The organism is Nostoc linckia z4, assembly GCF_002608075.1.
In the GTDB taxonomy this organism is placed as follows: domain Bacteria; phylum Cyanobacteriota; class Cyanobacteriia; order Cyanobacteriales; family Nostocaceae; genus Nostoc; species Nostoc linckia.
Genome location: NZ_LAHA01000108.1, coordinates 1 through 14,023, shown reverse-complemented (window position 1 = coordinate 14,023; position 14,023 = coordinate 1). Strand labels below are relative to the sequence as shown.

Below are 14,023 nucleotides of genomic sequence, written 5' to 3'. Positions count from 1 at the left end.
CCCTTTCCCCTTTCCCCTTTCCCCTTTTCCCCTTCCCCTTCCCCTTCCCTTTCCCCGATAGTTTTAATGCACTAATGCGATCGCTCTTTTGGTCAACGCTTCAGCAGTCAAGCCATTAAAGGCCATCAACTCTCCAGCACTGGCTGTAGTTTCGCCACGTCTCCACGCAAAAGTATCGCGCTTGGCTGTACTCCGTAACAAAATTGGTTCCAGCATTGCAGGTGCGCCACCAGTCACAGCAATTAGCGCATCGCCATCAAATAATTCGGCAAATTTTCCATCATCCAAAAAATCGCCATCAGGTTCAGAACAAGTATCCCAAGCAGTATCATAAAGACGATATAAACGTCTGGGGTTAATCACAGAAACTATCTTTGCACCAATACCTTCATTTTCTAAAAAAGTAGCCGCTTCAAATACTGGCATTAATGTCATATCGCCAATGACAGCAAATACAACTTGTTTATCGCCAGGAACCTCATGCAATACCACTGCGCCATCTTTTAAACCTTGGCGACTTTGTTCTAAGGTAATGCGAATTGGCAATGGCGATTTACTTGCAGTAATTACAATTCCCTTATTTTTAGTTTGCAATGCCCAGTCATAACAAACTTGGATACTGTTAGCATCGGGGGGAAATAATGGAAAAACATTGCCATTTCGCATCATGGAAGCAAAATAAGCTTCAATTTCTGGACGTTGGTGAGTCCAACCGTTACGTCCTTGCTCTAATGCACCGGCTGTAAATAAAGTAATAGTAGAGGGAGTTTGACGCCGCAATTCTGCCATTGCTTGGGTGACGGTTTGCCAAATTGGTAATCCGTTGATGGCAAAAGATTCGTAGGAACACCACAAAGTCCTCGCACCCATTAAGGACAAACCAACTGCTAAACCTGCACAAGCATCTTCGCTCAAAGGTTCGTAAACTTGTCCGTTTGGCGCTTGATTATATAAATCGTCGGTTGTGGGGTGGATGATTTTTAATGCTTGGTTGATATTAGCAATTCCTGATGCTTCGTTACCATCGGCGTTGGTGACCAGGAAATTTTTATCTTTTTGTCCAACAATTCCTACCAATCTTCCCATTGCAGTTGTAGAAACTTTTGGTTCCCCACCCACTGCATATTCTTCTAAAGGTAATTCCCCTAATTCTGGTAATGGTAATTCAAATTCTGTCACCACTGTTTTGGCTGCGGGGCCGCCACCTGCGCGTTCGGCGTTTGTTCTGACTAATTGCCAAGCTGGGGCAGATAAAGCGCGAGTTTTCAGGGCACTGACAATATGCGGTGCATCCAACGTATCTTTAGGATAAAGGTTGTGAGATTTTGCACCCCGCGCGTGGACTCCTGCACCTTTTAATTGTTTAATAATAAAAACAGTAAGCTTGCCACCCAATGCCGATCGCGCTGCTTTATCTACACCCTCAAGTACTGCTTGGGTAAATTCCAAACGCTTTGCAAAGGAAAAAGCCGTACTATCAACATAATCACCGGATTGATTTTGGTCGTCAAAATCCTTAGCATCCACTAACACCACTTCATCAAAACCATTACCTTGCCAATATGCTTGCATTTGTTGGTTGGTTTTGAGAGAAACCATGCTGTGGTGTTCTTGGCTGTAACCATTCCACACCAATATCGGCAAGAAATTGGTAACGGTAGGATAAGCAGTATGGAAATGTGCAATTCCACTTACAATATAAGGCTCACCCAATCCACCATCGCCAACTGTAAAGGGAAATAACTTATCTTTGTGCAACAATGCAGCCGCCATTGCAAAGTGTTGTCCTTGTCCCAAAGGCCCCGCAGGTGCGAGAATACCAGGTATGTAACCAGAAAGGTGTCCTAAAAGACCGTGCTTTTCCCGGAAGCGATCGCGCAATTGTTGGACTGTATAAATTCCCATGTCCTCTAGCGAACGATCCAAGAACATGGCACTATAAAATCCGGGGGCATGGTGTCCCACTTCGGTGATAATGTTCTTGTATCCCAGCATGACAAGAGATGCATAAGCTTCCGCTTGGCTAGCGAATCCGCCGGGATGTCCAGAGGCTTTACTACCAGTAATTTGTAAAGTTAAATAGCGTAGGGCATCAGCAGCGAGCAAAGTTTGATATACTGCTGCTTTGTCTGTGGGAGATGCGATCGCTACATTGCCCGATTCTATCGCAGGGGTGGCTCCATAAGTTTCAAAATCTGGTAGTGCTTCGCCAAAATATTGAATTCCTTCAGAAAAATTGGGAAGCGCTGAAGATGCCTTTGGGGTGATTGCGGTCATGCTGAGTACCTTATGACGATGAAATAAAACTGTAGATGCTCTTTGAATTCAACAAAAATTCTACATCGTTTGATGTTGTAACAGTTTATTGCTTTTTTGCAACGTTAGGATAAGTAGTTTAAATGGTTAGCTAACGAAAAATTACGTTAGTTTAGGCAATACATTGATAGGTTATGTAAAAGCCGTTAAGTAGCTCAACCTAAAAAAACGTCATACGTAGATGTCAATAAATGTAGGGTGTCTTATGCCGTAGGCTAACGCACCTCTGTAGACTGTACTATAGCAATTGAGGTGCGTTACGCTTTGCGATAACGCACCCTACCATTGTTTTATGTTTAATTAAGTTGACCTACTTACCAGCACAATTCATTATTTGTAAGTCATTGGCTGGGCTAACGTTGGCGAGTAAAGTCCATTAGTACCAATGGGTAATTCTGGCGAGATGATGAGTATTTTAATCCGTCAGATTTTAATGCAATAAGCAATTAAATCCTTCGTGAAAAAAAAGATCCCAGACTTAGAAGTCGGGGATCTGGCTTTTCGATAGATTTCCATTAATTCCGATTTTTAGCGATCGGTAAAAGCAATGGGTGAGTGTCAAGTTACCAGTGAAGAATTTGAGTTTCCATTAATTCCGATTTAGGGCGATCGGTAAAGTAAAAAACCGCATTCTGCATTTTCTCATGAAAGGCGAGTTTCCATTAATTCCGATTTAGGGCGATCGGTAAAGTAAAAAACCGCGTTCTGCATTTTCTCATGAAAGGCGAGTTTCCATTAATTCCGATTTAGGGCGATCGGTAAAGACAGAGACTGCGAAAACGATTTTGAAGCAACCATAATGTTTCCATTAATTCCGATTTAGGGCGATCGGTAAAGCATACAAGGTGATGTTGGAGGATTGCTTATAACATTGTTTCCATTAATTCCGATTTAGGGCAATCGGTAAAGGCTAAATGCAGTCGCCAACAGCGCAGTTGCTACTACTGCAAGTTTCCATTAATTCCGATTTAGGGCAATCGGTAAAGCGGTTGCGGTTCATGGGAACCCGACCAACCATTCAATGCTGTTTCCATTAATTCCGATTTAGGGCAATCGGTAAAGTTGTTCAAGAGTTTAATGTTTATGTTTACATCAATCGTTTCCATTAATTCCGATTTAGGGCAATCGGTAAAGCACACGCTGTATGCTGTTCAACCGCAGGACTGCTCGTGTTTCCATTAATTCCGATTTAGGGCAATCGGTAAAGATAAAGGCAAATCTCGCAGATTTGGAACCAGCAAGGTTTCCATTAATTCCGATTTAGGGCAATCGGTAAAGCCGGACGAAATCTCGCTTCTCTACTGGGGGAATCAAGAAGTTTCCATTAATTCCGATTTAGGGCAATCGGTAAAGGGGTTGAAGAAAACCTTAAGGCAACATTTGGCTTAATGTTTCCATTAATTCCGATTTAGGGCAATCGGTAAAGTAGTGCATTAATCCTTGAAAATCAATTACAAGAATATGTTTCCATTAATTCCGATTTAGGGCAATCGGTAAAGCTTCCTACTGGTGATTGTGGCAACCACAACTCAGTCTGTTTCCATTAATTCCGATTTAGGGCAATCGGTAAAGTCCATCCAAAATATTGGTAATCCGGAACGCAATAAAGTTTCCATTAATTCCGATTTAGGGCAATCGGTAAAGTTTGGCATAATTGTTGAACTAAAAATCTTTAAGTTTCCATTAATTCCGATTTAGGGCAATCGGTAAAGAATTAGTTGAAACCCTTTCTTTACCAAACTTCATTAGGTTTCCATTAATTCCGATTTAGGGCAATCGGTAAAGAGTTCGTTCAGGAGCCTTTGCCCCGTAAGGCTTTCAGCCGCCAAATCGACACCACTCTAAAAAACATTATATATGTTGTGTGAAATTCAACAACACACATACCTCAAATCGTTACGCAGCAAGGAATCGACACCACTCAACGAAAAATATAGTGTTTTGGCAATTTCCCGACTGGTGTCGATGAACATCTAAAACTCCTCATCTTCTGTGCGACTATGCGCCTTTGCGTGAGATAAATCTTCCTCATTAGAAAAGGTAGTGGCGTGTCTAGACTAAAGTTGTGCATTAGCTTTATTGTTTGGAAGGTGCTAAGGCGCAACTAAGTAGATAGTCATGATTAAATCTAAGATGTCATTGCGAGCGAAGCGAAGCAATCGCAAAGTCTCTGGGATTGCTTCGCTTCGCTCTCTACGAGACGCTACGCGAACGCAATGACAGAACATATTATATTTATTTATGTCCATCTACTTAAAAACATTGTTTATTGTGGGATGGGTGTCCTCACCCGTCCGGGCGGGCAGGATGCCCACCCCACAAGAGTTTACTAATGCACTATTTCGCCGAAGTTAATTTAACTCGCCAAATTTAGGACTCCACCAACCTTTTTGTGTAGAAAAATAAGCTACTTGTTGATGTTTTTTGTCCTGACGAGATTGGGGGTTAGAACAACGTAGCATTGTTTTGTTCTGTCCTTCTTTAATGTAGCTGTATTCTTCTAATGGTTTTTTACATACTGGACAAGAGTATGAAGTTAGTTTCGTTGCAGCCTTTGGAAGACTTTCTTCCTTGGATACTTTGTTGCGCGGTACTTCCCAAGTTTTGCTTAAGTCGCTCCAAAAAAGCACGACGTTTTCACAGCCACTAACACATTTGAGGAAGTATTTCTTTTTGAGTTTGCTACTCTTAATTTTAGCTAGAAAATTTTGGCATTCAGGGCAGCGAGTTTTGGATGTTTCATATTTGCGTTCTGCTGTGGGTGAAGCTTTGTTTGCAGATGTCGTGTTTACAGCCACAGTTTTGGCTTTTGCTAAAGCTGGGGCAAAGTATTCCTGATTCCAGGTGCTTAAATATTGTTGCCAGCTTTGTTTGCCAATGGCGATCGCATCTAAAGCATCTTCCATCTTAGCGGTGAATTCCGCCTCTAGTAAATCCGGTAGGGCTTTTTGTAAAAATGCATCAACTTCTAAACCCAAAGCCGTTGGTTGCAGACTATCTTTGGTTAACTGCACATAATCGCGCTTTTTCAAAGTGGCGACGGTGGGAGCATAGGTACTAGGACGACCAATACCTTTGCGTTCCATTAGTTGTACTAATTTTGGTTCGCTGTATCGAGGCGGTGGTTGCGTTCGTTTCTTTTCATGCTGTGCATCTTTTAATGTTAGTATCTGCCCCTGTTGCAACTGTGGTATCACTGTATCTTTACTGAGATTATTCCAGTACCGGGCATAACCGTAGAATTCAATTACTTGTCCATTACAAAGCCACAGCAGATTTCCAGATTGAGTAATTATCTGGGTTTTGCGGAGTTGGGCGGCACGACATTGAGAAGCTATTGCCCGTTTCCAAATCATCACGTATAAATTAAAGTCATCGGCTGGCAATTCTATTCGTAATTCTGCTGAAGGACGGAAAACATCTGTTGGCCTGATGGCTTCATGCGCTTCTTGAGCAGATTTAGCACTGCGATGTTTGGCTAAGGACTGCGGTACATTCTGCGGGTCATTTTGTTCTAACCATTGACGCGCACTGGCACAAAATTCAGGACTCAACATCACTGAATCTGTTCGCATATATGTAATTAACCCGGCTTCGTAAAGCTTTTGGGCAACTTGCATGGTTTTGTCTGGAGAAAATCTCAGCTTGGAACCAGCTGCTTGTTGCAGAGTAGAAGTTGTGAATGGAGGAGGTGGTTGGCGATGAACTATTTTCCCTTCAAACTTAATAACTTGATGGGGATGGCGGCGTGCTTCTTCAACTAACCTGTTTGCTTCTGCTTCCGAGAGAATACGCTTACTTTCTGGTGCTTGTGTAGTATTTGTGGCTGCATCGTCATCAGCTTCAGCTTTTTGTTCTGGTGTGTCTGCCTCAGAATTAACTGTTCCTTTGTAGAAAGCCCGAAATCCTTCGGCATAATCTACCCAAACACTCCAGTAGTCTTGGGGTACAAATGTTTGAATTTCTTGTTCGCGTTGACAAATCAAGTGTAATGTGGCGCTTTGCACTCGACCGACGCTTTTTGCCCCGTTCTTTAATGCCCAAACTAAGGGACTGCCTTTATAGCCCACTAACTTATCCAAACAATCACGGCACTGTCCCGCACCTACTAAGTTTAAATCTAGTTTTCTGGGTTTGGCGATCGCTTCTCGCACCGCTGATGCTGTAATTTCTGTATAAATTACTCGTTTTGGTTCCTTTAATCCCAGCACTTCTTTGATATGCCAAGCAATTGTTTCTCCCTCCCGGTCTGGGTCGGTGGCGATGACAACTTCATCAACTTGTTTAAGGGCGGCTTTTAGTTTCTGAATGGTTTCCTTTGCTCGTTGGTCGCGGGGAATATAATTGCACTGAATCCGACTACCATCCATACTAAAGCCCAGTGAATCTTCTCCTTCATTGCTAAGTTCGCGGATATGGCCGCAGCTAGCGAGAACTTTCCATTCAGAACCCAGGATTTGACTGAGTTTTTTGACTTTTCCGGGAGATTCTACCACAAGGAGGCGTTTGGGCATAGCACCTGCGTTGAATAGTCCTGAGATATTGCGAGTGGCGATCGCACTAGGCAATCACATATCTTAGTATAAAAGTACTATATTAATTGGCTTGTTTAAAAATTGTTACACTTAGCTAAAGTTTGTTCTCAAAGGAAGAAATATGCCGTAATTCTCAGTAATTACTCATATTTATATTAATTATGCCTGAAAGTGCTTCATAAATTACGAATACAAACACTAAAAGCCCATAAACACCTACCACTAATACAGAACCTGCAAGTTAGTAGGTAAAGAAAGAAATAAGATTGGTACAGCCTCATAAAAAATAATATTAGACTTCTGCAAGAAGTCTATTGAAGCTTTTTTAAAAAAACTGTGCAAAATCTCGTAATTAATCTATTGTATGAAAAGATTCTATCCATCCTGTATTGGAGAGTAATACCATGTTAACTAGTTTAGTGAAAGGTATGATAGAACACACTCCCATAAAAAAATGGGAGTATGTGGATCGACAATTAGAGGTACGCAGAAAACGCAAAAGAATAGAATTCATAGAACAATTTTTGCCGAAAAATGGAATTGGTGCGGAACTAGGAGTATTCAAAGGTCATCTGTCCCCCACTCTTCTCAAATATGCCCAGCCACAAAAATTGCACCTCGTCGATCCTTGGTATTTCTTATCAAGTCGTTGGGAATGGGCAAACGGTAATCAAAGTACAGTTGATGCTTTAATAACAATTCTGCAAACCTTCAAAAAAGAAATTGAAGATGGACGTATTTTGATACATGTGGGCGACGATCTTCAAGTAGTTGCCACATTTCCCGATGGATATTTTGATTGGGTTTACATCGATACATCTCATCAATACGAACATACTAAACAGGAATTGCATTTACTAGAGAGCAAAGTCAAAGAGGATGGTATAATAGCAGGCGATGATTGGCAGCCAGACCCAAATCGTAGGCATTATGGAGTTTATCAAGCTGTAAATGAGTTTGTGAGTTCAGGGAAATATACTCTCATATACTCCGACAACGAAAATAGGCAATGGGCAATCAAAAAAAGCTAACAAGCTGCTAACAATAGTTCTAATATGCTCCATTGCATCCGTTGAGCTTCGTTGTTATGCTAGCCAGTGCAGCTAACCATCAAAAAGGTTTGAAAAAAGGATGATGAAATATAAAAGGTGGGGGTTTAATTAACCAAGTTTCTCTGCCATTTCATTCTAAATACTTTAGATCAATTTCTCAATATTCTCGTTTTTTCCCACCGGATAAAAACATCTTCCTTGATTTCAAACCGTTTTTTCCAATGACCTATACTAATGCTAATGTTAAGTTTGGGGTTCGTTGCTCAAACGCCACTGTTTAGGGAACTCCAAAAAATAAATCATTCCGATTTAGGTCGTTGACTGTTCACTGTTGACTGCTGACTGTCAAAGGTCAACAGTCAACAGTCTTCTATGGAATATTTTTTACTTGGAAGTCCCTTACAACATTAATTAGTATTGATAAATGACAACATGATTCAACTCAACCAGTTTTTAAAGTTGGTGGGTATAGCCCCAACCGGAGGGCAAGCCAAACTGATGATTATTGATGGTAACGTTAAAGTCAATGGCACAATTGAAACGCGGCGAAGACGGCAATTACTGTCAACCGACCAAGTAACAGTGGCAGGAAAAACTTTTAAAGTCGGTGATGTCATTGAATAATTAGCAATGGTTACAAAAAACCCGGTCATTTTGATGGCCGGGTTTTTAGCTATGTCAATTAATTAGGGAACTCCATAAATAAATTATTCCGGTTCAGGTCGTTGACTATCTTCTATGGAATATTTTTTTACTTGGAAGTCCCTTCATCAATTAAATGAGGTAGAGTAATTTATTCACAACTGCTTAAATCGTAGGCTGTTACAAATTAATTTTGACAACTTTATTCCTTTCTTTCTCAGCTTTAGGCAGTGTCAAGCTCAAAATACCATCTTTATATTCAGCAGTCACTTTGGTATTTTGAACTCTAGCAGTTAAAGGAATTACACGTTGAAATTGGCCGTAATAAAATTCGCTCTTAATAGTACCTTTTTGTTCAATTTGATGCTCAGATTTACGTTCGCCACTAATGTGAACAGCATCTTCTGTTACTTGAATGTCCAGGTCTTTAGTTGACATTCCTGGTAGTTCTAGCTTTAGATAAATAGCATCTTCAGTTTCTTGTAATTCCGCAGCCGGAACTCTGACTAAGTTTTTGTCAAAGGAATTAGATGGTGTTATAGTCTCTTCAAACAAATTGTTAATTTGACGTTGTAGAGTATCGATTTCTCTCCAAGGATTCCAACGAACTACTGCCATAACTCTTCCTCTCATTAATTAGCTTTTGTTTATTTGTTTTTGCACTTGTCTGTGTGCTTACTTTTGATATTATTTCGAGTTTAAAATGCTGTAAATTCGGTTATTATCACCAAGAAAATGAGGATTACCGCACCAAGTTAAGCATGAAAAAAGATTACGGTTTACTCTACTTGTTCAGTTCGGTAAACCAGAACGACTAATACAAAAATCCTATTTGATTTTTGAACAAAATTCCCTATAATTTACTCTTTTATAACCCTGTTGCCTATTGCCTCTTACCTCTTGCCCATTGCCTATTGACCAGAGGCGCAGCGTCTCCGTGTCCCTGTGTCAGCCTCAATCATCCATTCAGCAACCCCAATTATTTACTGTTCTATCAAATTAACCTTGTTAAGTTACTCAGCAGGTGCAGTTCTCACCTGATATTGTGACACCCCAAAGGAGTATAGAAACTTTGCTGAGGCTTTCTTCAGAATCTCCTCTGTTTATTGTATTAATTATTATTAGCTTTCTAGTAGTAACTTTTTCAACTTGGTTATCATCTCAACCATTTATTTTCAGACCTTTTGGACTGAATGATATTATACAAATACTGACACTACCATTATTTATATCTTTGTTGTTAGAGCGTTCTTTAGAAGTTTTTATAACTACTTGGCGCAGTTCAATTGTCGAAGAATTAGATATTGAGATTCAACGACAAAAAATTCTCATTGATGAAAAATTAAAACTAGTCAAAGAGCAAAATCAACAAAGTAATATTGCTGGCTTTCAATCTAACCAAGCCAGTATTCTCCCGCCAGAAGGAATGAGCTTAGAACAACAAATTATCCAAAATTTTATCCAGAGCCAAGAAGAAGTATTATTAGTAGCCAAACCAGAAATTGATGATTTAACTGTCAAAGAACGCCAAAGAGCAGCCTATAAAGCCGATACGCGAACAATTGCCCTCTGGACATCCCTTTTATTTGGTCTTTTAATCAGTGCTATAGGTATTCGTTCAATCGAACCATTGGTAATTATCGATGCAAATAATCAAATACAGTTAGTTATTTTTCGTACTTTAGATACCTTATTAACAGGAGGATTAATTGCAGGAGGTAGCGAGGGAATTCATCAGATAATACAGGTTTTCATCAACTTTATGGAAGCCACATCTCAGCAAATCAAAGATAAGAGATTGCTTTAAAAAGAGTGTTAATTGTTGAGTGTTGACTGTTGACTGGAAACTTCATACCATTTCACTTTATAAATGATACAAATACAAGCGTAAGGGCGTAGGCTCTGCCTTCCCGCAGGGTACAGCCGTTCGCCCCTACAGATTATTGTATGTGTATCAATATTTTGGTGAATTGGTACCAGAATTGATTCTCCCCACCTCCCCATCTCCCCACCTCCCCATCCTGACAGGTGTAAGTTTTTTACAAGGGTGTGAGTGTTCATTCTCAAAGCTAGAAAATAAAAGTTGAAAACCAGAGTGTGGATGAGACTCAAATGCTGAAAAATGAGTATCTCAAACAATGGACAGGCATAGTATCAGAGAAGATGCCACATCTGTCGATACCGCAAGTTATGGGGTTGGCGACATGGAGTTTTGGCATGGTAAGCGCTCACAAGGAATAATAAAAATCAATCTTCTCATGCCCAATGCCCAATGCCCAATGCCCTATTTTCAAGACAGGTCTATTGATGAGCATGAACAACTTCTAGGATTTAAGATAGATATAAGCTTTGATTCTGCCTTCCCTCAGAGGGTGAGCATTGCTTGAGTATAGTTATTGAGTATAAAAATATATCAATAATTTATACAGACAATGCTAAAAGTAGGGGATTTGAGCATCAAACGAGCTAGCATTCATTGTGCCTAAAAGCGTTGATGTACAGTTTTTCTAAGGTTCACTGCATAAATCCTGATTGTCAACGTCCTTATCCTCAACCTTGGGGAAACAAATTTTGCAACAGCTGTGGCGCACCTCTACAGTTGTTAGACCGTTATATCCCGATTCAGCGTTTGGGTTCGGGGGGATTTGCTCAAATTTACACGGTTTGGGATGAAAAAACTCAAACTGAGAAAGTGCTGAAAGTATTAGTTGAAGATTCACCAAAAGCACTGGAATTATTTACCCAAGAGGCGGATGTTTTATCGAGATTACAGCATCTCGGTGTGCCTAGAGTTGAAGCTGACGGTTATTTTCAGGTAAATTTGTTTAACCCCAAACCACACCAACTGCCTTGTCTGGTGATGGAAAAAATCAATGGAAAGACTTTAGAGGAGATATTACAAAAATATCCCCAAGGGTGTCCGGAGAATTTAGTTTTAAATTGGTTCGCCCAAGCAGTAGAGATTTTAAAAGAATTACATAAACGTCAAATTATTCACCGAGATATCAAACCTTCTAATTTGATGCTGGATACCTTTGGAGGGGAACCAAAAAGCGATCGCTTGGTATTAATTGATTTTGGGGGAGCAAAACAAGTTAGCGCTTCAAAAGTGGGTTCGCGGTCTAGTTCCACTCGATTATTTTCTTCTGGCTACAGTCCACCAGAACAAGTAACCGGGGGAATTGTGGGGCCTGGTGCGGATTTTTATGCCCTTGGTCGAACAATTATTGAACTACTAACGGGCAAGTATCCCTTAGATTTAGAAGACCAGCAAACTGGTGAGTTGCGCTGGCGCACCGAAGCCAATGTTAACCCAGAGTTAGCGGACTTGCTGGATGAAATGGTGCAGGAAGATGTGCGATCGCGTCCTTTAAATGCAGCGATAATTGAAAAACGCCTCGCAAAGATTTCTCAACCATTACCACCGCCAAAATTATTTTCCCAACTAAAAGACAAGCTCAAGCAAACCTCAACCCAAGCCTCCCAGAAATTGACACAGCTAACACAAGCCGTTGAACAAGGTTTAGGTCAATTTAGCCAAGGCGTCAATCAAACCATTATATTTATTGTTCAAACCATCCTGAGAATTATCAAAGCTTGTTTGGCAACAATTTGGGCGATGATGCTGACTAGTTTTGGGGCTTGTTTTGGCGCGATCGCTGGTTTTATTTTGGCCTATCGCACAAGCTTAGGGCCTCGCATTGTAGAATTCCTTTCGATTCAGGTTAACCAATTAGTTCCCAACACTCAACCCTCATTCGGGGCAGATATTTTGGTTTTTCTCGCTGCTGGTTGGGGAACCGCATGGGGGCTGACAGTATCCGGGTGTTTTGGTCAACGGCGGCGATTTTTAGTAGCTTCCTTGATGGGTATCGTTAGTTATGGCTTCGGCTGGTTGATTTTGCAATTCATAACCCCAAAAAACAGCGGCGAAGGCTTAATAGCAATGATTTTGGTGGGAGTTTGCCTACTCACCCTGAGTTTAGGACTTCGCAGCCATCATATAGTGTATGCCGTGTTCGCAGCCTTTGGCAGTGCGATCGCCTATGCAACTTTGATTCTAATCAACTTAGCACCTGCAATGCTGGAATTTTCCACTCAACCAGCTTGGGCACAGTTATACAACCCACTGATTTTTTTTGGTTCCGTAGGCTTGTTTCTCAGCTTTTGGTTAGGAGTGAGTTTTTACTTAATTGTCCCTGGATTGCGTTTCTTGGGATGGAGGTAAAGAAGATGGGGCATGGGGCATGGGGCATTGGGCATTGGGCATGGGGAAAATGAGAATAAATACTCCCTAATCAGTCAACCGTCAACTGTCAACTGTCAACCGTCAACCCTCCAACTATCCTAAAAACAAGATCCCCCTAGTCGTTTTTTTTCATCGAACTAGGGGGATCACATATGTGGTAGTCTATAAATGGTTCGGTATAGTTCCTTACGACTCGATTGTATAGCCTAGATTCTACTTTGAGTAGTCCTAACGCAAGAATTTATCTTATATTCATTGCTTCTTAATGAATGCTTCATGCCTGTTATTCACTTCGCAGGTTCTATATGTAATTATGACAGTACCGAGCGTACATTAGTTGTCATTCTTGTAAATATCTGTAAAAAATATGAAACTTAAGATTGTCGCCACCGTCTCCCTGTTAGCTAGTTTTGGTTTTGCAGGGCAGACTTTTGCATCAAACGTGCAAGACTTAGAACTATTGAAGGCGACAAATGCTTGTCCCAGGTGCGATTTGAGTGGTGCTGACCTCACTCAACTGAATCTAAGTGGAGCTATTTTGCGTGGGGCTAATTTGAGTGGTGCGACATTATCTCAAGTGAATCTCACAAATGCCGATCTCACAGGTGCGAATTTAGAGGGTGCAATTCTAAATTCGGCTAATCTCACTGGTGCTTCGTTAACTGGTGCAAACTTAAAATCAGCATCCCTAGAAAAAGCTGATTTGTCCTATGCAGGTTTCATAAGCGCTAATTTAGAAGCAGCAAACTTAAAGGATGCCAAATTGCTGTTTACCAATTTTCGGGGGGCAAACTACCGATTGACAATTTTAACTAATGGCGTTGTGACCTCAGACAAATCCTACGGTTGGTCTTTAGAACGTCCAAATAACAGAGAATGTAACGATTTCAAGCCCGAAAATACTCCAGGTACAACCTGCTACGGCAAATAAATTTTGGTTTTCCCACAAAATGGTTGCACACACCTGGAGACTAGCAATTGCTAGTCTCTACATCTGTTTGAACAGGAAAAAATATTGTGGTGTGGAATATAAACCCTGATTGGCTAACTGTGTCCTGATATGTTGCTAGATGGGGCGATCGCTTTTTGAATAATACCATCTCACAAAATACCCAATTCTTTCCCCCTGCCCCATACTTCTCTGCGAGAGGCTGCGCCAACGGCTACGCTCAGTACAAGTGCCCAATGCCCAATGCCCCATGCCCCATGCCCAATGCCCCATGCCCCCT

Annotated in this window: 10 protein-coding genes and 1 CRISPR repeat array; of the genes, 6 read left to right on the top strand and 4 right to left on the bottom strand. The window is 41.0% G+C overall.

From position 1 onward, the window contains the following. Positions 1 to 63: 63 nt before the first annotated feature. Both VF06_RS37890 and topA read right to left on the bottom strand, forming a co-directional pair. Positions 64 to 2,277, bottom strand: a complete 2,214-nt coding sequence (locus tag VF06_RS37890) for a phosphoketolase family protein (protein WP_099072395.1) — start codon at positions 2,275 to 2,277, stop codon at positions 64 to 66. Between the two features lie 547 nt (positions 2,278 to 2,824). Continuing rightward, positions 2,825 to 4,101: direct repeats of the CRISPR family, unit length 36 nt; unit sequence GTTTCCATTAATTCCGATTTAGGGCAATCGGTAAAG. Between the two features lie 566 nt (positions 4,102 to 4,667). Continuing rightward, on the bottom strand, positions 4,668 to 6,830 hold the full coding sequence (gene topA, locus VF06_RS37885) for a type I DNA topoisomerase (RefSeq protein WP_099072394.1): 2,163 nt from the start codon (positions 6,828 to 6,830) through the stop codon (positions 4,668 to 4,670). A gap of 425 nt (positions 6,831 to 7,255) precedes the next feature. On the opposite strand from topA, the gene VF06_RS37880 reads away from it, so the two are divergent. Further along, a complete protein-coding gene (locus tag VF06_RS37880) occupies positions 7,256 to 7,882 on the top strand; it encodes a class I SAM-dependent methyltransferase (RefSeq protein ID WP_099072393.1) in 627 nt (208 codons plus the stop codon). 441 nt (positions 7,883 to 8,323) lie between these two features. Further along, a complete protein-coding gene (locus tag VF06_RS37875; protein ID WP_257207706.1) occupies positions 8,324 to 8,527 on the top strand; it encodes an RNA-binding S4 domain-containing protein in 204 nt (67 codons plus the stop codon). A gap of 198 nt (positions 8,528 to 8,725) precedes the next feature. On the opposite strand, the gene VF06_RS37870 is transcribed toward VF06_RS37875, so the two are convergent. After that, on the bottom strand, positions 8,726 to 9,163 hold the full coding sequence (locus VF06_RS37870) for an Hsp20/alpha crystallin family protein (protein WP_099072391.1): 438 nt from the start codon (positions 9,161 to 9,163) through the stop codon (positions 8,726 to 8,728). A gap of 406 nt (positions 9,164 to 9,569) precedes the next feature. Between VF06_RS37870 and VF06_RS37865 the strand changes: the two genes are divergently transcribed. Further along, positions 9,570 to 10,352, top strand: coding sequence for a hypothetical protein (locus VF06_RS37865; protein ID WP_257208164.1), 783 nt, complete (start codon positions 9,570 to 9,572; stop codon positions 10,350 to 10,352). Positions 10,353 to 10,360: 8 nt separating this feature from the next. On the opposite strand, the gene VF06_RS40000 is transcribed toward VF06_RS37865, so the two are convergent. Then, positions 10,361 to 10,549: a hypothetical protein gene (locus VF06_RS40000; protein WP_143873503.1), complete on the bottom strand. Its 189-nt coding sequence runs from the start codon at positions 10,547 to 10,549 to the stop codon at positions 10,361 to 10,363. A 134-nt stretch (positions 10,550 to 10,683) separates the two neighbouring features. Between VF06_RS40000 and VF06_RS41830 the strand changes: the two genes are divergently transcribed. From VF06_RS41830 to VF06_RS37850, 3 genes are all read left to right on the top strand, one after another. Then, positions 10,684 to 10,932, top strand: coding sequence for a hypothetical protein (locus VF06_RS41830; protein WP_180267640.1), 249 nt, complete (start codon positions 10,684 to 10,686; stop codon positions 10,930 to 10,932). Between the two features lie 107 nt (positions 10,933 to 11,039). Next, on the top strand, positions 11,040 to 12,773 hold the full coding sequence (locus VF06_RS37855) for a serine/threonine protein kinase (RefSeq protein WP_099072390.1): 1,734 nt from the start codon (positions 11,040 to 11,042) through the stop codon (positions 12,771 to 12,773). Between the two features lie 388 nt (positions 12,774 to 13,161). Then, positions 13,162 to 13,725: a pentapeptide repeat-containing protein gene (locus VF06_RS37850; RefSeq protein WP_099072389.1), complete on the top strand. Its 564-nt coding sequence runs from the start codon at positions 13,162 to 13,164 to the stop codon at positions 13,723 to 13,725. Positions 13,726 to 14,023: the final 298 nt, after the last annotated feature.

Coding starts and splice junctions, on each gene's coding strand:
- VF06_RS37870 (WP_099072391.1), bottom strand. CDS start 9,163: ATGGCAGTAGTTCGTTGGAATCCTTGGAGAGAAATCGATACTCTACAA.
- VF06_RS37890 (WP_099072395.1), bottom strand. CDS start 2,277: ATGACCGCAATCACCCCAAAGGCATCTTCAGCGCTTCCCAATTTTTCT.
- VF06_RS37850 (WP_099072389.1), top strand. CDS start 13,162: ATGAAACTTAAGATTGTCGCCACCGTCTCCCTGTTAGCTAGTTTTGGT.
- VF06_RS37855 (WP_099072390.1), top strand. CDS start 11,040: ATGTACAGTTTTTCTAAGGTTCACTGCATAAATCCTGATTGTCAACGT.
- VF06_RS41830 (WP_180267640.1), top strand. CDS start 10,684: ATGGACAGGCATAGTATCAGAGAAGATGCCACATCTGTCGATACCGCA.
- VF06_RS37880 (WP_099072393.1), top strand. CDS start 7,256: ATGTTAACTAGTTTAGTGAAAGGTATGATAGAACACACTCCCATAAAA.
- topA (WP_099072394.1), bottom strand. CDS start 6,830: ATGCCCAAACGCCTCCTTGTGGTAGAATCTCCCGGAAAAGTCAAAAAA.
- VF06_RS40000 (WP_143873503.1), bottom strand. CDS start 10,549: ATGGGGAGGTGGGGAGAATCAATTCTGGTACCAATTCACCAAAATATT.